This window comes from Saccharothrix tamanrassetensis, assembly GCF_014203665.1.
Lineage (GTDB): Bacteria > Actinomycetota > Actinomycetes > Mycobacteriales > Pseudonocardiaceae > Actinosynnema > Actinosynnema tamanrassetense.
The window spans coordinates 54,300-77,027 of record NZ_JACHJN010000004.1; the positions used below are offsets into that span (position 1 = coordinate 54,300).

Annotated in this window: 16 protein-coding genes; 7 read left to right on the forward strand and 9 right to left on the reverse strand. The window is 72.3% G+C overall.

All coding sequences use genetic code 11. The features are described 5' to 3' along the window. Window positions 1-66 precede the first annotated feature (66 nt). From nudC to FHS29_RS13290, 4 genes are all read right to left on the reverse strand, one after another. Window positions 67-1,014 carry an NAD(+) diphosphatase gene (gene nudC, locus FHS29_RS13275; protein WP_184690934.1) on the reverse strand — a complete coding sequence of 316 codons (948 nt, stop codon included), beginning with the start codon at window positions 1,012-1,014 and terminating at the stop codon, window positions 67-69. Next, the gene (locus tag FHS29_RS13280; protein ID WP_184690935.1) at window positions 1,011-2,399 is read right to left on the reverse strand and encodes a M16 family metallopeptidase; all 1,389 of its coding nucleotides are present in this window, start codon (window positions 2,397-2,399) and stop codon (window positions 1,011-1,013) included. Before FHS29_RS13280 ends, nudC begins: the two co-directional genes overlap by 4 nt. Then, window positions 2,396-3,706 carry a M16 family metallopeptidase gene (locus FHS29_RS13285; RefSeq protein ID WP_184690936.1) on the reverse strand — a complete coding sequence of 437 codons (1,311 nt, stop codon included), beginning with the start codon at window positions 3,704-3,706 and terminating at the stop codon, window positions 2,396-2,398. Before FHS29_RS13285 ends, FHS29_RS13280 begins: the two co-directional genes overlap by 4 nt. Before the next feature lie 217 nt (window positions 3,707-3,923). Beyond that, complete coding sequence (locus FHS29_RS13290; protein ID WP_184690937.1) at window positions 3,924-5,564, reverse strand: DUF2207 domain-containing protein; 1,641 nt, start codon at window positions 5,562-5,564, stop codon at window positions 3,924-3,926. Window positions 5,565-5,948: 384 nt separating this feature from the next. On the opposite strand from FHS29_RS13290, the gene FHS29_RS13295 reads away from it, so the two are divergent. Both FHS29_RS13295 and FHS29_RS13300 read left to right on the forward strand, forming a co-directional pair. Further along, the gene (locus tag FHS29_RS13295) at window positions 5,949-6,920 is read left to right on the forward strand and encodes a neutral zinc metallopeptidase (protein ID WP_184690938.1); all 972 of its coding nucleotides are present in this window, start codon (window positions 5,949-5,951) and stop codon (window positions 6,918-6,920) included. Between the two features lie 15 nt (window positions 6,921-6,935). Then, complete coding sequence (locus FHS29_RS13300) at window positions 6,936-7,835, forward strand: neutral zinc metallopeptidase (protein WP_184690939.1); 900 nt, start codon at window positions 6,936-6,938, stop codon at window positions 7,833-7,835. On the opposite strand, the gene FHS29_RS13305 is transcribed toward FHS29_RS13300, so the two are convergent. Continuing rightward, a complete protein-coding gene (locus tag FHS29_RS13305; RefSeq protein ID WP_184690940.1) occupies window positions 7,805-8,245 on the reverse strand; it encodes a hypothetical protein in 441 nt (146 codons plus the stop codon). The two genes, FHS29_RS13300 and FHS29_RS13305, sit on opposite strands and share 31 nt — an antisense overlap. A 399-nt stretch (window positions 8,246-8,644) precedes the next feature. On the opposite strand from FHS29_RS13305, the gene FHS29_RS13310 reads away from it, so the two are divergent. Both FHS29_RS13310 and FHS29_RS13315 read left to right on the forward strand, forming a co-directional pair. Then, entirely contained in the window at window positions 8,645-9,322 is a 678-nt protein-coding gene (locus tag FHS29_RS13310; RefSeq protein WP_184690941.1) for a response regulator transcription factor, read from the forward strand. After that, entirely contained in the window at window positions 9,319-10,605 is a 1,287-nt protein-coding gene (locus FHS29_RS13315) for a sensor histidine kinase (RefSeq protein ID WP_184690942.1), read from the forward strand. Before FHS29_RS13310 ends, FHS29_RS13315 begins: the two co-directional genes overlap by 4 nt. A 364-nt stretch (window positions 10,606-10,969) precedes the next feature. On the opposite strand, the gene FHS29_RS13320 is transcribed toward FHS29_RS13315, so the two are convergent. Continuing rightward, complete coding sequence (locus tag FHS29_RS13320; RefSeq protein WP_184690943.1) at window positions 10,970-12,037, reverse strand: potassium channel family protein; 1,068 nt, start codon at window positions 12,035-12,037, stop codon at window positions 10,970-10,972. Next, a complete protein-coding gene (locus FHS29_RS13325; protein ID WP_184690944.1) occupies window positions 12,034-13,437 on the reverse strand; it encodes a M20/M25/M40 family metallo-hydrolase in 1,404 nt (467 codons plus the stop codon). The genes FHS29_RS13320 and FHS29_RS13325 overlap by 4 nt, the downstream gene beginning before the upstream one ends. Window positions 13,438-13,496: 59 nt before the next feature. Between FHS29_RS13325 and FHS29_RS13330 the strand changes: the two genes are divergently transcribed. Together FHS29_RS13330 and FHS29_RS13335 are read left to right on the forward strand one after the other, a co-directional pair. Next, window positions 13,497-13,877 (forward strand): DoxX family protein, encoded by a 381-nt coding sequence (locus tag FHS29_RS13330; RefSeq protein ID WP_184690945.1) that lies wholly within the window; start codon window positions 13,497-13,499, stop codon window positions 13,875-13,877. A gap of 80 nt (window positions 13,878-13,957) precedes the next feature. Then, window positions 13,958-14,494 (forward strand): hypothetical protein, encoded by a 537-nt coding sequence (locus tag FHS29_RS13335; RefSeq protein ID WP_184690946.1) that lies wholly within the window; start codon window positions 13,958-13,960, stop codon window positions 14,492-14,494. Between the two features lie 16 nt (window positions 14,495-14,510). Here FHS29_RS13335 and FHS29_RS13340 read toward each other — a convergent pair whose 3' ends face one another. Next, window positions 14,511-18,188, reverse strand: coding sequence for an ATP-dependent helicase (locus tag FHS29_RS13340; RefSeq protein WP_184690947.1), 3,678 nt, complete (start codon window positions 18,186-18,188; stop codon window positions 14,511-14,513). Window positions 18,189-18,423: 235 nt separating this feature from the next. Further along, window positions 18,424-21,585 (reverse strand): ATP-dependent helicase, encoded by a 3,162-nt coding sequence (locus FHS29_RS13345; RefSeq protein ID WP_184690948.1) that lies wholly within the window; start codon window positions 21,583-21,585, stop codon window positions 18,424-18,426. Window positions 21,586-21,767: 182 nt separating this feature from the next. Between FHS29_RS13345 and FHS29_RS13350 the strand changes: the two genes are divergently transcribed. After that, window positions 21,768-22,721 carry a chitinase gene (locus FHS29_RS13350; RefSeq protein ID WP_184690949.1) on the forward strand — a complete coding sequence of 318 codons (954 nt, stop codon included), beginning with the start codon at window positions 21,768-21,770 and terminating at the stop codon, window positions 22,719-22,721. Window positions 22,722-22,728: the final 7 nt, after the last annotated feature.

The window sequence follows — 22,728 nt, forward strand, 5'->3', positions numbered from 1 at the left end:
GCGGCTCGCGCCAGTCCACGGCCCTGCTCCGGTCCACGGCCCTGCTCCGGTCCGCAACCTGTTCGACTAGTTCACGGCCGCCCAGGACTGGATCATCCGGTACGCGATCGACGCGCCCGGCGCGAGCAGCAGGTCCGGCACACTGCCCGGCACCTCCAGCGCCTGCCGCACATCAGCCCGGCTGACCCACTTCGCCTGGGCGATCTCCCCATCCGCGAGCCGCAGCGGCTCGTCCGGGTCGGCGACCGCCTGGAAGCCGATCATCAACGACCGGGGGAACGGCCAAGGCTGGCTGCCGAGGTAGCGGATGTCGCCCACCTCCACGCCGACCTCTTCCGAGATCTCCCGGGCGACGCACGCCTCCAGCGACTCGCCCGCTTCGACGAACCCGGCCAGCACCGAGTACCGCCCGGCCGGCCACCCTTCGCCGCGGGCGAGCAGCACCCGGTCCGCGCCGTCGTGCACCAGGCAGATCACGGCCGCGTCGGTGCGCGGGTACTCCTCGCGCCCGCACTGCGAGCACACCCGCGCCCACCCGGACTTGGCGGACTCCGTGCCACCACCGCACACCGCGCAGAACTTCGCCGACCGGTGCCAGTGGAACAACGCCACCGCCGAGGTGAACAGACCCGCACCGGTGTCGTCCAGCAACGCGCCGCACGACCTCAGGTCGAGCCACTGCGGCTCGTCGGTCAGCTCCGGCCGGGACCACGCCCGGCCGGACGGCGCGGCCACGTCCGTCTCGTCCGCCGGCGGCATCGCCCAGTACGCGACGCCGTCCTGCTCGCCGAGCAGCACCGCGTCGTCCGGAGGCCCGTCGCCGAACTCGGTGGCGGGCCGGTCGACCAGGCGCGAAGCCTGGTCGGCCACCAACGTCCGCCCGTGCGCGTCGACCGTGATGACGCGCGCCTTCGGCCACAGCTGCGCGACCCGCTCCGCGTCACCGCGCAACGGCTCCCGCCGGTCCACCGTGAACCGCGACAGGGCGGGCAGCTCCAGCAACTCGAAGCTCACGGCAGGCTGACCCCGCCCAACGCCCGCAGCTGCGGCGCGAGCAGCTCCGCGTCACCGACCAGGACCCCGGTGAACGCGCTGGGCGCGAAGAACTCCAGCGCCGCCTCGGCGACCTGCTCCACGGTGACCGCCGCCAACCGCTCGGGGTGCCCGGTGAACCACTCGATGCCCAGCCCCAAGCCGGCGAGGTTCACCAGGAACGACGCCAGACCGCCCTGCGACGACGTCGCCGTCAGCAGCGACCCGATGGCGTACCGGCGCGCGGTGCCCACCTCGGACTCCGACGGCGGCACCAAGCCGAGCCGCGCCAGCTCGTACCGGGTCTCCAGCAGCGCGGCCGCGGTGACCTCGCTGGCGGTGTCGGCGTCCACCAGCAGCGTCGCGCCCCCCGGCGTGAACTCCGGGTGCGACCGCGCGCTGTAGGTGTAGCCCTTGTCCTCCCGGATGTTCTCCACCAGCCGGGAGGAGAAGAACCCGCCGAACACCAGGTTCGCGATCTGCAGCGCCGGGTAGCGCGGATCGGTGCGCACCAGCCCGCGCCCGGCCAGCCGGATCTGCGACTGGACCGCGCCCGGACGGTGCACCAGCAGCACGTCGCCGCCCTGCACCACCGGCAGCGGCGAGAGCGACACGGCGGTGCCCTCACCGGTCCACCCGCCGAGCGCGCCCTCCACGGCCCGCACGGCGGCGTCCGGCTCGACGTCACCGACGACGACCAGCACCGAGCCGCGCGGCAGCACCGCCGAAGCGTGCAGCGCGAGCACGTCGTCCCGGGAGACCGCCGCGACCTCTTCGGCCTCCGGCATCTCCTTGGCGAACGGGTGGTCGCCGTAGAGGTGCTTCTGCAACGCCTCCCGCGCGATCACGTTCGGCTGCGACCGCGCCAGCCGGATCCGCTCGACCAGCCGCACCCGCTCCCGCTCGACCTCCTCGACCGGGTAGGTCGCACCGGTCAGCACGTCCCGCAGCACGTCCAGCACCGTGTCCAGGCCGGACACCAGCGCGTTGCCGGAGAACGCCAGCCGCTCCGGGTCCACCACCGCGTCCAGCTCGCCACCGACCAGCGCGAGCTCGGTGTCGACGTCCACCCGGCTGCGCGTGGCGGTGCCGGTGAGCACGGTGTTGGCCAGCACCTCGGCCCGCGCCGCGTGCGTCGAGCCGACGCTGGAGGCCGCCGGATCCCCGAACGGGATCCGCAGCCGCACCTCCACCAGCGGCACCGACGACCGGCGCACCGCGATCACCCGCAGCCCGTTCGCCAGCACCGTGTCCACCGTGGACAGGTCCGCGGCGGACCGCTGCTCGCCCAGCTCCGGGAGCGGACGGGGCCCCAGCTCCGTGCGGCCGATCTCCTCGGCGCTGCGGTGCGTCGTCGGGGCGCTCACTCGGTACCTCCGTTGTCAGAAGCGGCGCCGGCCGCGCCGGCGGGTTTGAGGACCAGCACGGCCCGCGAGTCCGGCCGCAGCGCCTTGGCGGCCGCGGCGACCGAGTCGGTGGTGATCGCAGCCAGCTTGTCCGGCAGTTCGTACAGCAGCTCGGCACGCCCGAACAGCAGCTCCGCCGAACCCAGGCCGAGCGTGCGGCTGGTCAGGCGGTCGTGCTCGCGGTGCATGGTCGACACCCAGCGAGCGGTGACCTTCGCCAGTTCCTGCTCCGTGGGACCTTCCTCGGCCAACCGCAGCAGCTCCTCGTCCACCGCCGCGATCACCTGCTCGGCCGTGATGTCCGGCGGGTGGATCGCGGTGACGCTGAACGTGTCCGGGTCGCGCGCCTCCAGCGGACCGAAGAGCCCGCACCCGGCACCGACGTCGACCACGATCGCGTCCCGGTGCACCAGCCGCTGCTGGAGCCGCGACCCGTCGCCGTCGGTCAGCACGCCCGCGAGCACCAGGTACGACAGGTAGCCCTCCACCTCGTTCACCGGGTCCGGGATGCGGTATCCCATCGCGATGGCGGGCATCGGAGCGTGCTTGTCCGAGTGCTCGGCGCGCAGCTCACCCTTCGGCGCCGCTTCGGCGAACGACGGCCGCACGGGCACGGGTCGCGCGGGCACGTCGCCGAAGTGCTTCTCCACCAACGCCTTGGCGGCCTCTGGCTGGAAGTCGCCCGCGACGGTCAGCACCGCGTTCCCCGGCGCGTAGTACGTGTCGAAGAACGCCGCGCAGTCGTCGACCGTCGCGTTCTCCAGGTCGGTGAAGTCGCCGTAGCCGTTGTGAGCGTTCGGGAAGGTCTGGAACAGGACCGGCGGCAGCAGGATCCAGGGGAACCCGCCGTACGGCCGGTTGAGCACGTTGAGTCGGATTTCCTCCTTCACCACGTCGATTTGATTCCGCAGGTTTTCTTCGGTGATCTTCGGCGCACGCATCCGGTCCGCCTCCAGGAACAGCGCCCGCTCCAGCGCAGCGGACGGCAGCACCTGGTAGTAATCGGTGTAGTCGGGGTGGGTCGACCCGTTGAACGTGCCGCCCGAGGACTGCACGTGCCGGAAGTGCGCGAGCTTCTCCAAGCTCTCGCTGCCCTGGAACATCAGATGCTCGAACAGGTGCGCGAACCCTGTCCGGCCTTCCGGCTCCGAGCGGAATCCCACGTCGTAGTGCACGCTGACCCCGACGACCGGGGCGCTCGGGTCTGGGGCGAGCACCACCCGCAGGCCGTTGGGAAGCGTGAACCTGTGCAGTTCGGGTAGCGCCATGGACGCAGCCTACGGGTTTCCGGCCCTGCGAGGACCGCAGGTGGCCTGCCCGGAGCAACGCCCGTGTCCGCCCACCGCGAACCCGCGACTAGCCCACCTGCCGAGACTCCGGCACCGTGCCCGGCCGACGCGCTCCGCTGCCCTTCGGAGGTTGCGGTCGGACGGGTTAATTGTCGAACACCGGTTCGATGAGGGCAAGATCACCAACGGGTGAACGTCAGCTGTGCAGCGACCTCAGGTGGCCCGCTTGCGCCAGCACACCGTCCACCGCGCCCAGGAAAGCGGGGAACTTGTGGGCGAATCGGCGTAGGTCACCGCCCTGCTCCGCCTCGCCGAACCAGTACAGCCCGGGCTGTCCGCCGGCGAAGGCACCCAGCCAGCGCTCCGTCTCCCCGAGCACCACCGCGTAGGGCAGCGACCGCGAGAACACCATCTCCCGGTCGGCCTCGGGGATGTCGCCGGGCTGCACCGAAACCAGGTACCCCCGCAGTCCCCGCACGTGCTCCAGCAGCGCACTGCCCCGCTTGGTCCGAGCCGGCATCGACCGCGCCCCGAGCGCCAGCGCGACACCCGCGACGACAACCACCACGCCGAACAGCGCCGGACCCGTCACCAACGCCAGCAGCACGGTCAGCGCGACACCCAGCAGCGCCAGCCCGATCCCGGCCCACCACCACAGGCTGCGCTCCGCGTCCGGCCGCCGCGCGAACCAGTTCTTCGCCACCACGTCGGCGTACAGCGCGTCCCGCACCCGGCTCAGGTCGATCCGCCGGCCACGCAGCTCGGACAGCAGCACGGAGTCCACGCCGTCGGGCAGGAGCGCCGAGTACACCGCCCGCTCGTACCCGGACAGCGACTGGTCCGCCGGATTGCGCCGGACGAACCGCCAGTCCATCCCGCCGACCTCTTCGATCCACAGGTAGTTGCGCACCGCGAGGTCCACGATGGTCGCGGTCACGTCGACCACGTCGACGTGCTCGTCCACCACGGTCCCGACCTGGCCCGGCAGCACGCCGTCCGGGGAAGCGAACGCGACCCGGCCGGAACCGTCGGTCAGCAGCACGTTCACCGGCCCGACGTCGCCCGCCAGCGCCCGCGCGTCCCGTCCGCGCAAGTACCAGAGCAGCAGCACGCCACCCAGCAACAACACCGCGAGCAGACCCAGCACGACACCGGTCACGGGCGTCAGCGCGAACGCCGCCGCGAGCCCCGACGTCTCCTCGATCCGGGCGTTCGCCGGTGCCGCACCGTCCTGCAACCCGACCGCGACATCGATACGCTCACCAGCGGGAAGACCGATTTCGGTGGCCCGCACACCGCGGCCGTCGCCCAGCTCGGCGGTCGTGCACGGCTTGGAGGTGCCCGGCGCGCCGGCCAGGCAGTTGACCGACTTGGGGGCATCCGGCGTGATGACCGAGACCTTCACCGAATCCAGCGCGGTGTCCCAGCCGCTCGCGGGCTGCCAGCGCAGTTCCAGCGTGTCGCCGATCTTGGCGACCGCACCGACCACCGAGTACGTGACGGTGGACGTGCCGGGTTCCAGCGCGATGACCAGTTCGTCGGCGGACGACGTCGCGGTGCCCTTGCCCTGGACGGACGCGTTGCCGACTTCGAACACCCGGTCCCGGGTGTCGCTGACCGCGATCCGTAGCGGGACCACCCGCTTGGCGGTCCTGCCTTCAGGGACGCTGACGACCTCCGTCACGGTGAGCTTGCCGTCGCGCTCCAACTTGAGGCGCACGTCGGCTCCGACCGTGCCGGGCAGACCGACCGGACTGCTCGGCTGCGCCGACGCGGCGCCCGCGAACGAGCACAGCGCGACGGCGCAGGTGATCGCCGCTCCCCAGTTTTTCAACACGGCCGCGGAGAATAGCGGAGTCCGCCTATGCTTCTGTGCTGATTCGGGCATCCGCGATATGGGGGACCACCAGCGATGACGCAACCACCGCCGCCGGGTGGCTGGCCGCCGCCACGACCGGTTGGGCCACCGCCCGTGCCCGCCCCGCTGAACCCCCAGCCGACCCGTCCGTGGCCCGCGCAGGACCAGCCGCAGCAACCTCCGCAACAGCCCCCGCAGCAGCCCCACCAACCTCCGCAGCAGCCCTACCAGCCTCCGCAGATGCCGCCCGCGCAGCCTTGGCAGCAACAGCCCCAGCCGGGTATGCCGCCGCCGATGGCCCCGCCGCAGCCGCCGCCGGTGAACTGGGGTCCCCAACCCGGATGGGGGCAGCCGTATCCGCCGATGCCGCGGAAGAAGAGCAATGGTCCGCTCATCGCGGGCGTGCTCATCGGAGTCGTCGTCCTGGGTATCGCGACGGTCGGCATCGTGGCCGCGACCAGCATGCGTAAAAGCGTCAGCGATTCCGCGTATTCGGGTTACTCCAGCTATACGTACACGTACGAAACAACAACCACCACGACCCAGGCCACTACGACGACCACGACGTCGAGCAGCACGAGGTCCACGTCGACCAGCACGACCAAAGCCGGCCCGAAGGCCGTGATCGCACTCGGCGACAACCCGATCCACGGTTCGGGCCTGGGTGCGTTCAACATCGACGGATGCGGTCTGCCGAGCATGAACTACTCGCCCGGCGGACAGGACCAGTTCCTGCGCGCCGCACTGCCGTGCATCGAGGCGATGTGGAAGCCGTCGTTCCAGAAGGCGAACCTGCCGTATCAGCCGGTGGAGTTGGTCATGGTGACGTCGCACATCACCAACACGTGCGGCTCCATGGGGCCTGACCGCACCGCCATGTACTGCGACGGCACCATCTACTGGACCCCGAACCACTACGCGAACGAACAGGGCTCGGCGAACCCCAACCACCCCGGCAAGTACCTGGGGCAACTCGCGCACGAGTACGGGCACCACATCCAGTGGTTGTCCGGCATCCTGCGCGCGTCCAGCCAGGCCCAGTACGAGAAGGGCGGTTGGGACACCGAGGCGGGTCTGGACCTGAACCGGCGCAAGGAGCTCCAGGCGACCTGCTTCGGCGGGATGACGCTGGCACCGCTGTCGCACGGCGCGGTGCCCGACGACGTGATCTCGGTGGCGCTGACCGACGCGGGCAACCGGGGCGACTACCCGATCTACCCGAACCGGGACCACGGTGCACCGGAGCGCAACGCCGCCTGGGTCAACCACGGGTTCAAGAACAACGAGACGAGCGCGTGTAACACTTGGCTCGCCAGCGCGGCGGAAGTCAGCTGACCCGACTGGAGGACCGTGCACACGCCCGAAGAGCCCAAGAACAACCCGATCGTGCTCATCGGCGTGTTCTCGTTGATCGTGTTGTGCGTGCTGGGCCTCGGCCTGGTCACCCAGCTGGACCTGAACCGGCAGATCAGCGGTCGTGCCGTGGCGGCTCCGATGGCGCCGGCCTCGTCCTCCACGGCCGTCGAGCCACCTCGGCCACGTGCCGTGCACCGGCTCGCAGACCACCCGTTGCTCACCTCACCGGTACGTCTCGCGGTCGCGACGTGCGCGTTGCCCGCGTTCGGGGTGTCGGACGAGGAGCTGTCGGCGTACTACACGGCCGGTGTCGCGTGTCTGGATCAGACGTGGCGGCCCGCGTTGCAGCAGGAGAACCTGCCGTTCGACCCACCGGTGCTGGACACGTCGCCCGATCTGAAAGACGGGCCGTGCGGCTCGGCGCCTGCCGAGAACGAGGCGGTCGCGTACTACTGCGGGCGCAACCGGACCATCTACATGCCCACGTCGCGCTTGCGCAACAACGGCGGTGGTGAGCGGCCGGGAACGCACCTGGCTACGTTGGCGCATGAATACGGGCATCACGTGCAGGCGTTGACCGGGATGTTGCGCGCGGCGGACAGCAAGATCGTGGACGCGGGCGAAGGCACGCCCGCCGGTTTGGAGATGTCCCGTCGGATCGAGCTGCAGGCCAACTGCTTCGCGGGGATGTTCCTCACGACCGTGTCCACCTCGATCGGCTCCGACCTGGCGCAAGAAGCGGCGGACGACTTCCAGTACGCCGTGGAGGAGCCCGCGGACAAAAATGCCCACGGCAGCCCGGACAACCAGGCCGAGTGGGCGTCTTACGGGTTCACGTCCGGCGTGACCACGTCGTGCAACACCTATACGGCGTCGGCGGAGGCCGTCGCCTGAGTCTGTCTGCCCAGCAGGTGGGCGTAGAGCCCACCGGCCAGGCCGCTCAGGCACACGAGCATCGCGGCCAAGCGGGTTTCGAACGGCACCTTCACCGGGGCGCTGTCGGCCACCTGCACCATGAAGTCGCCGCTGGTGTCGGCCGGGATGGCGATGTCGACGACCTCGTTCTCCTGGTGACCGCAGCCGTCCAGCCTGGCGGTGCGGGTCTCGTCGTCGATCTTGAACTCGACGCGGTCGTAGGCGTCGGAGCCGCCGCAGGACGCCGGGGCGACGACGGTCGCCGCGACCCGCCGGACCTCGGCGGAGGAGCCGCCCGGCCACCAGAGCGCGCCCGCCGCCGCGACTCCCGCCAGTCCGATGACCAGCAGGATCAGCGCCCATCGGACAGGGCTCAGCCGAACCGCCACAGGGTGGATGGTCGCAGACGACGAGCCCTGTTGTCGTGGGGGTGGGCACGTGTTCCGCCCCTGTCCACATCACCCGATAGTGATCTTGACCCCCCTCGAACTGCTGTTCGAAGATGTACCCATGAAGAGATCCAAGGAGAACGCCCCGACCCGACCGTCCACGCTGCCGGCCGCCCCGCTCCCGCCGCACTCCAGACCGGGTCTTCGGCCCGCCCGCGCCCCTTGACGCCGCACTCCGCCGCTGCCCTGACGCCCACTCGGCGCGGACACTGCCCGTCCGCCCGACCCACCACCGTTCCCGACGCGTTCACTCCAACGCTCCACCGCCGTCCGATCGATTGCCTGAACGCAGGCTGAAGACGCGGGCGGGGCCATGTCCCCACCACGCAGAATGAGGAGGTGTCGACTGCTGCCAGGGTGCTGGTGATCGAAGACGCGGAGGCCATCGGCGCCGCGGTGAGCTCGGCCCTGCGCGATGCGGGATACCAGGTCCAGGTCCGTCCGGACGGCCGGGACCTGGAGGGCGAGCTGGCCCGGTTCCGACCGGACCTGGTAGTCCTCGACGTGATGCTGCCGGGTCGGGACGGGTTCGTGCTGCTGGAGGTCATCCGGCGGACCAGCGGGGCGGGCGTGGTCATGCTGACGGCCCGCGACGGTGTGTCGGACCGGCTGCGCGGACTCGACCGGGGCGCGGACGACTACGTGGTGAAGCCGTTCGTGCTGGCCGAACTGGTGGCGCGGGTCAGCGCGGTGCTCCGCAGGCTGGGGCGGACACCGTCGACCGTGCAGATCGGCGACCTGGTCGTGGACGCCGACTCGGCGGTGGTGCTGCGCGGGGACGCGACCGTGGAGCTGACCGCGACCGAGTTGCGGCTGCTGCGCTACCTGGCCGCCCAGCGCGGGCGGGTGGTCGGCAAGACGCAGATCCTGACCGCGGTGTGGGGTTACGAGGACTACGACCCGAATCTGGTCGAGGTGCACGTCAGCGCGCTGCGCCGAAAGCTGGAGGAGCACGGTCCCCGGCTGCTGCACACCGTGCGGGGCCTCGGGTACGTGCTGCGGGCAGAAGACTCGTGAACCTGCGGACGGTGTCCCTGCGGCGCCGGGTCACCGTCTCCGCGATCGCGGTGCTCGGCGTCGTGCTGGTCGGGCTGGTGCTGGTGGTGGACGCGATGTTCGCGTCGCAGTCCCAGCGGGACGTGGAGACCGCGCTGCTGGACAAGTCCCGCAACGCGCAGACGCTGGTCCGGCAGCGGGTGCGCGGCGCGGAACTGGCGAACCGGTTGGAGAACCGGGGTGTACAGGTCCGGCTGGCGATGCCGGACGGCACGGTGTTCGGCCAGGCGCCGGGTGACGACGTGACCCACAAGGTCACCCGTGGCCTGTCGGACGGGTCGACCATCACGCTCTACGCCGAGTCGTCGGTGATCACCGTCGCGCAGGCCCGGTTGCGCCGGTTGCTGGTGCTGGTCGGCTTCGGCGCGCTGGCCGTGACGGCGGTGGCGTTGGTGTGGGTGGTGCGTCGGGCGCTGGCCCCGCTGGACGCGATGACCACGCTGGCCCGGTCCATCGCGAGCGGCGACCGGGGCCACCGGCTCAGCCCGGAACGAACGGACAACGAGCTCGGTCGGACCGCGGCCGCGTTCGACGACATGCTCGACTCATTGGAGGGATCAGAGGAACGAACCAAACGATTCGTCGCGGACGCGGCGCATGAACTGAGGACGCCGGTCGCCGGTGTGCAGGCGGTGGCCGAGGCGCTGATGCACACCAGCAGCGCCGAGGAACGGGAACGGCTGAACCTGCTGCTGGTGCGGGAGTCCCGCCGAGCCGGCCGCCTCGTGGACGACCTGCTCGCCCTGGCCCGGATCGACGCCGGTCTGGAGCTGTACCGGGAACGGGTGGACCTCCTGGCGTTGGCGGAAGCGGAAGTGAGCCGCACCCGGCTGCTCGCACCCGACTTCGACATCGCCGCGGAGGGCACGTCAGCCCACGTGTCGGGCGACCCGCAACGCCTGGCCCAGGTTCTGGCGAACCTGGCCGACAACGCCCGCCAGGCCACCGGCCCGTCCGGGCAGGTGCGCCTGCACGTGTCGACCGTGGGCAGCTACGCACGGCTCGTCGTCTCCGACGACGGTCCGGGTGTGCCCCCGCAAGACCGAGACCGCATCTTCGACCGCCTCGTCCGCTTGGACGAGGCCCGGGACCGTCGCTCCGGCGGCTCAGGCCTTGGCCTCCCCATCGCCCGCGGCGTGGTCCGAGCCCACGGCGGCGACCTGTCCTGCATCGCCTTCGCCAGTCCGGGTGCGGCTTTCCAGGTCCGCATCCCACTGGCGGACGAGGGCACGCCGGCGAGCTGATCGCGCGCTTTGGACGTGGGCGGGAGCGGCGGCTGGGCGGGCCGCTGGGTGGCGTGGGCGGCGGCTGAGCGGGGCTGTGGGCGGCTGGGCGGCTGGGCGGCTGGGCGGCTGGGCGGCTGGGCGGCTGGGCGGCTGGGCGGCTGGGCGGCTGGGCGGCTGGGCGGCTGGGCGGCTGGGCGCTGTCTACCTGGATCGAGTCGCTGTGGCAACCGGGGCCGATGTGGTGGTGTCGGGCGGTCTGGCCGGTGGGCCGGAGCCACCGGCCGTCGTGCTGCCGCGCTCCGAGGCCGGAGTCGTTCGGGCTGTTGCCCGGTCGATCAGGTCGAGTTGTTGCCCGGTCGATCAGCGGGGCTGTGGCGGTTGGTCAGGACTGCTTGGGCGGGGTCACCTTCTTCACGTAGAGGAGGCGGTCGCCGGCTTCTACCGCGTCGGCTTCCGGGGCGTCGACCCGGTACAGGGTTCCGGCTCGGACTACGCCCAGCACTATGTCGGGCAGGTGGCGGGGGGAGCCGCCGATCTCGGACGGTTCGACGTCGCGTTCCGCGATGGACAGGCCGGCGTCCGGGGTGAGGAGGTCTTCCACCATGTCCACCACCGACGGGGTCGCGGTGGCCATGCCGAGGAGTCGGCCTGCCGTTTCGCTCGACACGACGACCGAGTCCGCGCCGGACTGGCGGAGGAGGTGTTCGTTCTCGCGTTCCCGGACCGAGGCGACGATCTGGGCCTTCGGCGCCAGTTCGCGGGCGGTCAGGGTGACCAGGACGGCGGTGTCGTCGCGATTGGCGGCGACCACGACGGCTCGGGCTCGGGGGACGCCCGCTACCCGGAGCACGTCGTTGCTGGTGCCGGAGCCGTGCACGGTGACCAGGCCGATCGCGGACGCCGCGTCCAGGGATTCCTGGGTGGTGTCGACCACGACGATGGAGCCGGGCACCATGCCGTCGCCGAGGAGGGCGCTGACCGCGGACCGTCCTTTCGTTCCGTACCCGACGACGACCACGTGGTCACGCACCTTGGTCCTCCACTTCTGGATCCGCAGCGCCTGCCGCGAGCGTTCGGTGAGCACTTCGAGGGTGGTACCGACCAGGACGATCAGGAACAGCACCCGGAGGGGGGTGATCACCAGGACGTTGACCAGCCGGGCCGACGAACTGGCCGGGGTGATGTCGCCGTAGCCGGTGGTCGACAGCGACACCGTGGCGTAGTACACCGCGTCGAGGAACGACAGGCCGTCTTCGTTGACGTCGCGGTAGCCGTCGCGGTCGAAGTAGACGATCAGCACGGCGGCCATCAGTGCGGTCAGCGCGCCGACGACCCGCTTCATGATCGCGCTGACCGGACTCTGGACGGTGTCCGGCATCCTGATCACGCCGACGAGCGAATGGCCCGGTCGTTCGCTGAGCGGCTCGCCCTGGTGGAACCGGCGGATCATGACAGCCTCTCCGGGAGTAGCCGCCACAGTCTGGCGGCGGCCTCGGCACCGCGTAGCAGCAGCGGCACGACGACGCGCTCGTTGGGCGCGTGGATGCGATCATCCGGCAACGTCGCACCCAGGTACACGACCGGCACGCCGAGCCAGCCGTGCAACAGGGCCGCCGGGCCGCTGCCGCCGGTGCGGCTGAAGCGGACCGGCTGGTCGAACGCGCCTTCCACGGCGTCCCTCAACGCGCCGACGGCCGGGTGGGACACGTCCATCGCGTAGGGCGGGACGCCGTCGCCGCGCGGGATGACTTCCGCGCGGAGGCCGGGTGGGGTGTGGGCGGCGACGAACTCGCGCAGCGCGTCGGCGACCTGTTCCAGGCGCTGGTCGGGCACGAGGCGGAACGACAGCTTCACCGACGCCGAGGCGGGCACGATGGTCTTCAGGCCGGGGCCGGTGTAGCCGCCGTGGATGCCGTTGACCTCGGCGGTCGGGCGGACCCAGACGCGTTCCAGGGTCGACCAGCCCTCCTCGCCGGAGAGTGCCTGCGCGCCGCCGGAGTTGGCCAGCCACACGTTCTCGTCGAACGGGAGGGCGGCGTAGTCGGCGCGTTCGGTTTCGGTGGGTTCCACGACGTCGGCGTAGAAGTCGCGCAGCTGGACCCGGCCCTGGTCGTCGTGCAGGGCGGCGACGAGGCGGGCGATCGCGGTGGCCGGGTTGGGCACGCTGCCGCCCGCGCGGCCTGAGTGCACGTCGGAACTGCCGCCGGTGAACACCACCTCCGCGCCGTAGACGCCGCGCTGCCCGGTGCAGATCGTCGGCGCGTCCCGCGCGTACAGCGGGGTGTCGGTGAACACCACGAGGTCGCACTCGAGTTCGTCGCGGTGGTCGTCGAGCAGGCGGGTGAGGAAGGGCGAGCCGGATTCCTCCTCGCCCTCGATGAACAGCTTGATCGTCACGGCCGGCTGAGCGGCGCCCACGGCCGCGAGGTGCGCCTTGACGCCGAGCAGGTGCATCGCGATCTGGCCTTTGTCGTCGCTCGCTCCGCGCCCGAACAGCTCCTCCCCCACCAGGGTCGGTTCGAACGGCGGGTGGTGCCACTGCTCGACCGGGTCGACGGGCTGCACGTCGTGGTGGCCGTAGACCAGCACGGTCGGCGCGTCGGGGTCGGCGGCGGGCCGGCAGGCGTAGACGGCGGGCAGCGCGGGGCCGGTGTCCCAGACCTGGACGTCCGGCCACCCGTCGCGGCGCAGTGCGTCCGCCAGCCAGCGCGCCGATCTGCCCACGTCACCGTGGTGCGCCGGGTCGGTGCCGATCGACGGGATGGCGAGCCACTCGCGCAGGCCCGCCAGGAAGTCGCCGGCGAGGGCGTTCACCGCCGCACGTTCGGGATTTTCCGGATCACCGCTCACGGTGCGGGAGGATAACCCTGGACGGGCCCGCAGGCGGGTGACATGACAGGGTGGACCCCATGGAACCCGTTCGTTCCCGATCCTGGTCGGCGCTCGCGCTGGCCGGGCTGCTCGGCGCGGCCGGCGTCACGCACTTCGCGAAGCCGAAGCCGTACGACGCGATCATTCCTCGCGCTCTGCCGGGCAAGCCTCGGACCTGGACTTATGCCTCGGGTGTGGCGGAAGTGGCGTTGGCCGCCGCGGTTGCCGCGCCGCGCACCCGCGGCCTCGGCGGGCTGTTGGCAGCGGGATTCTTCGCCGCAGTGCTTCCGGCGAACGTGAAGATGGCTTACAACTACCGCACGAAGTCGCCCAGGGCGAGGGCCATCGCCTACGGCCGGCTGCCGCTCCAGGTGCCGCTGATCGTGTGGGCGCTGCGCGTCCGTCGTTCCGCCCCCTGATCACCCCGGGCGCAGGGTTGGACACCCAGCGCGCGCCCCGGGTCTGTCATTGAAACCGAAACCAGCCCTAGGATGCCCGAGTGCAACCGCTCCTCCACCATGCCGCGTCGGCACTCGGTTGGCGCGGCATCGTCGTACCCGACGTCGCCGTGCTGGGTCACCAGGTGTCGGCCGTCGTGCGGGTTCGTGCCGACGTGCACGAGTGGCGCACCGCGAACGGCTGGCCACCGCAGGCGGACCCGTCGTGGTTCCGCTCGTGGTTCGAGCCGGCCGCGCACGACCAGCTGCCCATGCCCGCGGTGGAACTGGTCGGGGTGCTGGTGGGCGAGTCCACGGTGGACCGCGCTCTGCAGTCGTGCGGCACCCTGATGACGCTCGCGCCGTGCTCCGTGGTGCTGCCCGCGCCGCAGGGCGGTCAATCGTGGCCGCTGATCGAGCTGGACTACTACGGCATCGGCGTGGTGGCCGTGGACGAAGCGGGCACGGCTGAGCTGCTCGTGCCGCCGGAGGACCGGTCCACCGAGTTCGGCCCGTCCCTGTTCGGCCGCTGGCTGCTGGAAGTCCTCTACGACCGCGTGCTCAGGGAAGTTCCGGCGCACGCGCGGGTGAACAGCTAGCGACCGCCGGCCGGGGCTAGGACGGCACGGAGCGGATCAGCGCACGCAGGCCGTCCGCGTCGAGCAGGTCCGCCGGGCGCAGCGTGTGGTCGTGCCGCACGTAGTGGAACGCCGCCCGGACCCGTTCCACCGGGGTCTTCGCCAGCGCCGCCCAGGCCAGCCGGTAGGCCGCGAGCTGCACCGACAGCGCCGGCATCCGTTCCTCGTCGGGCACCGCGCCGGTCTTCCAGTCGACCACGGTCCAGCCGCCGTCGGGGTCGGCGAACACCGCGTCCATGCGTCCGCGCACCGACAGGCCCTCGATCTCGGCTTCGAACGGGACTTCGACGTCGTGCGGGGTGCGGTCGGCCCACCTGCTCGCCAGGAACGCCTCCTGGAGACGCCCCAGCTCGGTGTCCGGTGAGGCTCCCTCGTCGGCGGCTCCCGGCAGCTCGTCCAGGTCGAGCAGCCTGCTCGCGCCGAAGCGCTGTTCCAGCCAGGTGTGGAACGCCGTGCCCCGCCGGGCCAGTGGGTTCGGGGGGAACGGCAGGGGGCGGCGCAGGCGGCGGGCCAGCAGGTCCGGGTCGGCGGCGAGTTCGACCAGCTGGCTCACCGAGAGGTGTTCCGGCAGGACGACTCGTTCGCGGCGGTCCGCGGCGGCGGCACGTTCGGCGAGCAGCACGTCCACGTCCCGCGCCCAGCCCTCCGGGTCTTCGGCTGATCCGTCCGGTTCGTCGAGCACGTCGGCTGGGTCGTGGGGCGGGTCGGCCTGGTCGTCGGGCAGGTGGTCCGGTTCAGCGGGCAGGTCGGCCGGGTCGTCGGAGTCGGCCGGGTCGCCGGGCTGGTCGGCCGGATCGCCTTCGGTGTAGTCCTCTGGGGGCTCGGGCGGGAGGTCGTCGTACTCAGACGTGGGCTCCAGCGGAAGATCGTGGTCCGGGGAAAGGTCCGGGGGGACGTCGTAGTCGGCTTCGGGCTCGGGCGGCAGATCGTCAGGTTGCTCGGGCTCGGGCGGGAGCTGTGCCGCTACGCCGGACTGCGCGGTCGCGGCTGGGATGGCAGCGACGGCGGGGGTGACAGCTGGGTTGACAGCGGCGGGGGTGGCAGCGGGCGAAGCCGGTGGTGTGTCGGCGGTGGCCGTCCGGAGGCGTTCCAGGGCGGCCAGGACCAGTTCGGCGCCTTCGGCCACCGCTGCGCGGCGTTTGCCCAGGGGGTCGGCGGGCCAGTCGGCGGACTTCGTCTGGGACGCGAGGGGGTTCGGTTCGTCTTCCTCGGGCTGGGGTGCCCAGTGGACCAGGTCCGCCGGTGGGTGGTCCGCCGCCAGCACCGCGTCGCGGAGTTCGGTGAGGAACGCCGACGGGCCCTTGGGCTTGTCGCCGGTTTCGGCCCACCAGTGGCCGGAGACCAGCAGGCTGTGCTCCGACCTCGTCAGGGCCACGTAGAGGAGCCGGCGCTCCTCCACCAGCCGGCGGTCCTCGAAGTCGTCGGCGTGCCGGTCCAGGGCCTCCTCGACCTCTTTGCGGTTGCTGCCGCCCGGGATGCGGAGCTTGGGCAGGTCCTCGGCGTCGCCGCGCAGGTCGGCGGGCAGCTCGGCCACGGCCTTGAGCCAGCAGGACGTCTTCTTGCGCCCGGGGAACACGTCCTTCACCACGTGCGGCAGGGCGACGATGTGCCATTCCAGGCCCTTGGCCGAGTGCATGGTCAGCACCTGCACCCGGTTCTCGGCCACCTCCACCTCGCCGGGCTCCAGGCCGTCCTCCGCGTGTTCGGCGGTGTAGAGGTAGTCCAGCAGGGCGGGCAGGGTCGCGGACGGACTGGCCGCGGCGAAGTCGGCCACCACGTCGGCGAACGCGTCCAGGTGCGCCCGGCCCACGCCGCCCGGTCGGGCCATGGCCTCGATGTCGAGCAGCAGGGTGCGCTCCACGTCGGCGACCAGCTCGGGCAGGGGCTGGTCCAGGCGCCGCCGCAGGGCGGACAGCTCCGCGCCCAGCCTGCGGATGCGGCGGTAGCCCTCGGCCGAGTACGCGGTCGGGTCGCCGGGGTCGTCCAGGGCGTCGGCGAGGCCGGCCTGCTCGGCGTGCTCGCCGGGGAGCGCGTCGGCGATGACGGCCAAGGGGTTGTCCGCCACGGACTGGCGGCTCGGGGCGCCGGCGAGTTCGCGGGCGCGCTGCCACAGCGCGGCCAGGTCCACGGCGGCCACCCGCCACCGCGAGCCGGTCAGCAGGCGGGCGGCGGCGGTGCCCGCCAGCGGGTCCACCAGGACGCGCAGGGCGCTCGTGAGGTCGCGGACTTCCGGTTCGTCCAGCAGGCCGCCGAGTCCGACGACTTCGACGGGCAGGCCGCGTTCGCGCAGCACCGCGGCGATGCCGGCCATGTCGGCGCGCCTGCGCACCAGGACCGCGGCGGTCGGGGGCTCGTCGCTGGAGTCCAGGTGCGCTTCCCACTGCGCCGCGACGGTGTCCGCCATCCAGTCCAGTTCGGCCCGGATGTCGGTGAACAGGCCCATGCGGACGTCGCCGGGGCCCGCGCCGGGTCGGGCGCGCAGCTCTTCGACGTCCAGCCCGGCGGCGCGCAGCGGGGCGGAGACGGCGTTGGCGAGGGTCAGCACCTCCGGTGGATTCCGGAAGCTGGTGAGCAGGCCGTACTTGCGGGCCGGCGGGAAGTCGTGGACGAAGCGCGGCAGGTTGGCCGCCGACGCGCCGCGCCAGCCGTAGATGGCCTGGGCCGGGTCGCCGACCGACGTCACGGACATCGGCTCGCCGCGGCCGAACAGGGACCTGAGCAGCACGCGCTGGGCGTGGCCGGTGTCCTGGTACTCGTCCAGGAGGACCGCGCCGTAGCGTTCCCGCTCGCCGCGCACGACCTCCGGGTGTTCGCTGGCCAGACGTGCGGCGAGGGACATCTGGTCGGCGAAGTCCATGGCCGCTTCACGGCGTTTTCGGGCCTGGTACGCCTCCAGGAGCGGGAGCAGGTTCACGCGGAGGCGTTGGGCGCCGATGATGTCCTTGAGCTTCTCCGGCAGCGCGTCGCGTTGGCGGGGGGCCTTGGGGGCGGACTCGACCACGGTCGCCAGCCACTCGGCGTGCTTGCGCAGCGCGGTCGGCTCGACCAGGTGCTCGCCCAGCTCGCCGGCCAGCGCGAGCAGGTAGCCGGTGACGGTGGCGGGGACCTTGTCGGTGTCGATGTCCTCGGTCCACGTCGACACGACGCGGTGCGCCAACTGCCACGCCGCGGTCTCGGTGAGCAGGCGGACGCCCGGTTCGACCGGCAGGCGGAGGCCGTGTTCGCCGACCAGCCGGCCCGCGTAGGCGTGGTAGGTGAGGATCACCGGTTCGGTGGTGAGCACGGAGGCCCGGCGTTCGCCGCTCGGGTCCAGGTCGTCGAGCAGGGACGAGCCGCCGAGGCGGCGCAGGCGGGCCCGGACGCGGTCGGACAGCTGGCGGGCGGCTTTCCGGGTGAACGTGAGGCCGAGCACGCGGTCGGGGGTGACGAAGCCGTTCGCGACCAGGTAGACCACCCGCGCGGCCATGGTCTCCGTCTTGCCCGCGCCCGCGCCCGCCACGACCAGGGCGGGAGCGGTCGGGGCGGCGACGACGGCCGCCTGCTCGGGCGTCGGCTTGGGCAGGCCGAGAGCTTCGGCGACCTCGAACGGGCTGGCAAGCCGACTCAGCTCACCCACCCGCTCTCGCTCGTTGCCCGGCACCGCCACGACTCGCATTCTCCGACTCCGACCGGACGAACCTTCGGCGACCCGCAGCAACGGGGGCCGATGAGGTTGCCCACCCGTGCGGGGTCGGGCTCGACGGCCCGGCTTCAGCGGTCCACGACTGTGGCAGAGACGGCCGGCGGATGCCACCGGCGGGGGCGGCCGGTCGACGTGACCGCAGGCAGGCCGACGTGACGCGCCACCGGCAGCGGGTGAGGTGGCGAGGTCCGGTCTCGGGTTCGACGGTCTACTGGCTCACCTGGCGACCCGAGGCGTGGACCGGGCAGGAGGTCCGGGCCGGGCAGCGGTCGCAGTCCGGGGTCTCGGTGGCGGTGTAGGTGGGGCCCACGCTGGAGTTGGCGGCGGCCTGTACCGCCTCCAACCAGGCTCGGACACCCTGTTCGTCCAGCGGTGCCTGCTCCAGTTCGGTGGCCCCGGTCTTCTTGTTCTCCTTCGCCACGTAGAGCAGGCGGGCCCCGCCCGGGTCCGTGCCCAGGCCGAGGTGGGTGAAGCCGCCCAGGGCCGATGCCAGCTGGTAGACCGCCAGCTGCGGGTGCCGGCGGGCTTCCTCCCTGGTCACCGGGGATTTGCCGGTCTTCAGGTCGATCACCACCGGGCGGCCGTCCCGGTCGGTCTCCAGCCGGTCCACCCGGCCCTTGACCTTCAGCCAGGGACCGCCCTCCTTCTTCGGCACCTCCACCGAGATCTCCTGCTCCACCGCCACCTGGGTCAGCTGGGCGCGACTGGACGCCAGCCAGCTCAGGAAGGTGTCGAGCATGCGTTCCACCCGCAGTCGTTCCCGGCGGGAGAACCACGGGGCTCCGGCGTCGACCGCCGCCCAGGCCTCGGTCAGCTTGGTGCGGAGTTCCTTCTCGTCGGCACCGGTGGCGGCGGCCTGGGCCAGGGCGTGGACCAGGGTGCCGGTGATGGAGGCCAGTTCCGCCGGGTCCTGGCCGCCGTGGCGTTCGACGACCCAGCGCAGGGGGCACTTGGCCAGCACTTCCACGGTGGACGGGGAGACGCTCACCGTGTGCTCCTCGGTCCAGAGGGGATCGCTCGACGTCACCTCGGCCAGGCCGTACCACGAGTCGGGGTGGGCGCCCGGCACGCCTTCGGCCGCCAGCCGGGCCAGCTGGGTCGCCGCACGGGCCCGGCGGTCCTCCGGTTCGTCGTCCGAGCAGACGACCCGGCGCAGCTCGCCCACCAGTTCCGCCAGCACCAGGCCCCGCTCCGGGGTGAAGGTCGGGCGTTCCGGCTCGTCGGTCGACAGCTCCTCCAGTTCGTCCAGGAACCGGGACGGTTGTTCGTCCTCGCCCCGCACCGCGCTGACCAGGAGGGTCCGCTTCGCCCGGCTGGCGGCCACCAGCAGCAGCCTGCGTTCCTCGGCCAGCAGCGGCGCGATGTCGGACACCTGCCCGCCCACGCCCGCCACCACGTCCACCATGCGTTCCACGCCCAGCAGCGAGCCGCGCAGCCGCAGGTCGGGCCAGCTGCCCTCCTGCACGCCGGGAACGGCCACCACGGTCCACTCGCGACCGGCGGCGGCGTGGGCGGTCAGGACGGTCACGGCCTCGCCCACCGGGGCGGACGCGGCGAGGGTGTCGCCGACGATCTGCTGCGCGGCGAGGTAGTCGGCGAAGCCGTCGGCTCCCGCGCCGGGGAGGCGGTCCACGTACTTCGCCGCCGCCTCGAACAGGCCGACGATCGCGTCCAGGTCGCGGTCGGCCTGCATGCCCACGGTGCCGTGCCGGGCCGACTGGGCGACCCAGCGGTTCTCCAGGTTCGTCGTCTGCCAGAGGTCCCAGAGCACCTGTTCCACGCTGTGGCCGGCCGCGATCCCCTTGCGCGCCTTGTGCAGCAGGCCCGAGATGCGCCTCGCGGGCTGCGCCTCGGCGTCCTCCAGGGCGGCCAGGCGGTCGTCGGACTCGATCACCTCCACCAGCAGCTCGCCGCTGGGGCGGTCGCCGCCCGCGGCCATCTCCAGCCGGCGCAGGCCTCGGCGCAGCCGGCGCAGGGCCAGCGGGTCGGCACCGCCCAGCGGCGAGGCCAGCAGCATGGCCGCGGTGTCCTCGTCCAGGGTGCCGGGCGACGCGGCGCACCTGAGCAGCGCCAGGAACGGGGCCACGGCCGGCTGCCGGGCCAGCGGCAGCTCTTCGGACGGAACGGCCACCGGCACGCCGGCGGCCAGCAGGGCGCGTTGCAGCACCGGCAGGGAGCGGCTCGCGGAACGGGCGACCACGGCCATCTCCGACCACGGCACCTCGTCGATCAGGTGCGCGCGGCGCAGTTGGTCGGCCACCCAGCTCGCCTCCTGCGCGCCGGACGCGAACAGCCGCACCTGGACGTTGCCGGTGCCGGGCACCGGGGTCACCTCGCGGGTCGGGGACGCGCCGGGCAGCCGAACGGCCAGCCGGCCCACGGCGGTCCGGATCTCCGGCGCCATGCGGTGGCCCTCGCGCAGCACGACGGTCGGGCCTTCCGCGTCGGACAGCAGCACCGGGTCGGCGCCCCGGAAGGAGAACACCGCCTGGTCCGGGTCGCCGGCCAGGATGAACTCCTGCGCGGCCGTGCCCAGCCGGTCGATCAGCGCGTGCTGCAACGGGTCCAGGTGCTGGGCGTCGTCGACCAGCAGGTGGCGCACCCGGACGCGTTCGGTGTGCAGGACGTCCGGCTCGGTCTCGAACGCCAGCAGGGCACTGCCCACCAGCTCCGCGGCGTCGAACGACGGGGCCACCCCCTGTCCCGCCCCGGCCAGCAGGTTGACCTGCTCGTACTGGGTGCCGAACAGGCCGGCCGCGAGCCACTCGTCCCGGCCGTGCGCCCGGCCAAGCTCGACCAGGTCCTCGGGGGCCAGGCCGCGTTCCGTGGCGCGCAGCAGCAGGTCGCGCAGCTCCTGGGCGAAGCCGGGCAGCGGCAGGGCCGGGCGCAGCCGCTCGGGCCACCTCGGCGCGCCCATGCTCACGTCGCCGGCGAGCAGTTCGCGCACCACCGCGTCCTGCTCGGGACCGGACAGCAGCCGGGGTGTCGGCTCCCCCGCCCGCACCGCCTGGGCGCGCAGCACGGCGAACGCGTACGAGTGCACGGTGCGGACCAGCGGCTCCTGGGTCGTCGGCAGCACCTCGCCCTCGGCGGAGCCGGTCAACAGCCTGGTGATGTGGGCGCGCATGGCCACCGCCGCCCGCCGGTTCGGGGTCAGCACCAGCACGCTCTCCGGGTGCGCCCCGCCGCGCAGCACCCGGTCGGCCACCACCTCGGCCAGCAGGGTCGTCTTGCCGGTGCCGGGACCGCCCAGCACGCGCAGCGGCCCGCCCAGGTGGTCGAACACCGCCCGCGCGGGCGCGCTCCAGTCACGCCGGGGGCGCTCCTCCCGCACCCGGCGCACCAGCAACGGCGCTCGGTTCACTGCCATGCGGTGATGGAACCACGGGGCACCGACAGTGCCGGCGGGGTGTCGGCACCCCGCCGGGCGAGTCCCCACCTCGGCCTTCGTACGCCTTCTTGACAACGACGAGTGGTCTAGGCCACTTTGGGACCGACCCACCCACGCGAACTCCGCCGCCCGCGCGGGCTCCCCTGCGGTGTGGAGGAACGATGAAACCCTTGCGGCGGTTGATGGTCGTGCTCACGGCGGGCGTCGCGGCGATGTCCCTCGCCCCGGCCGCGCAGGCCGCGCAGGACCCGGTCCTGGCGTCCCCGTACCTCTACCAGTGGGGCGCGAAACCCAACCCGGTCACGGTGATGAACCAGACCGGCGTGAAGGCGTTCACCCTCGCGTTCATCCTGTCGGACGGCGGGTGCAACCCGGCGTGGGACGGCACCCGGCCGCTGACCGGCGCCGACGCCACCCTGATCCGCGACATCCGGGCGGCCGGCGGCGACGTCGTCCCGTCGTTCGGCGGCTGGTCCGGCCGCAAGCTCGGCCAGCACTGCTCCTCGGCGACCGCTCTCGCCGGCGCGTACCAGAAGGTGATCGACGCCTACCAGCTCAAGGCGATCGACATCGACATCGAGGCCGCCGAGTTCGAGAACGCGACCACGCAGGACCGCGTGCTGGGCGCGCTGAAGATCGTGGAGCAGAACAACCCCGGCATCAAGACGGTGGTCACCATGCCCACCAACCGGTCCGGGCTGAACAGCTGGGGCCTCCGGCTCGTCACGCGGTCCAAGGAACTCGCCGCGCCGGTCGACGTGTGGGCGGTGATGCCGTTCAACTTCGGCGGGCCGAGCGACCTGGTGGCGGGCACCAAGTCCGCCGTGGACGGGCTGAAGAACCACGTCAAGGCCACGTTCGGGCTGACCGACGACGCCGCGTACCGGCGCAGCGGCCTGTCGTCCATGAACGGGATCACCGACACCGGGGAAACCGTGACCACGGCGCAGTTCCGCGCCATCCGCGACTGGGCGACCACGAAACACCTGTCGCGCTTCACGTTCTGGGCCACCAACCGGGACAAGGGCAACTGCGGCGGCTCCACCAGCGATTGCAGCGGCACCAACCAGGGCACCTACGACTTCACCCGGATCGTGGCCGGCTACACCGGCTGACCCGTCG

Excerpts from the sequence above, each read along its gene's own strand:
- FHS29_RS13285 (WP_184690936.1), bottom strand. The coding sequence starts at position 3,706 with ATGGCGCTACCCGAACTGCACAGGTTCACGCTTCCCAACGGCCTGCGG.
- FHS29_RS13295 (WP_184690938.1), top strand. The coding sequence starts at position 5,949 with ATGCCGCGGAAGAAGAGCAATGGTCCGCTCATCGCGGGCGTGCTCATC.
- FHS29_RS13320 (WP_184690943.1), bottom strand. The coding sequence starts at position 12,037 with ATGATCCGCCGGTTCCACCAGGGCGAGCCGCTCAGCGAACGACCGGGC.
- FHS29_RS13330 (WP_184690945.1), top strand. The coding sequence starts at position 13,497 with ATGGAACCCGTTCGTTCCCGATCCTGGTCGGCGCTCGCGCTGGCCGGG.
- FHS29_RS13340 (WP_184690947.1), bottom strand. The coding sequence starts at position 18,188 with ATGCGAGTCGTGGCGGTGCCGGGCAACGAGCGAGAGCGGGTGGGTGAG.
- FHS29_RS13345 (WP_184690948.1), bottom strand. The coding sequence starts at position 21,585 with ATGGCAGTGAACCGAGCGCCGTTGCTGGTGCGCCGGGTGCGGGAGGAG.
- FHS29_RS13350 (WP_184690949.1), top strand. The coding sequence starts at position 21,768 with ATGAAACCCTTGCGGCGGTTGATGGTCGTGCTCACGGCGGGCGTCGCG.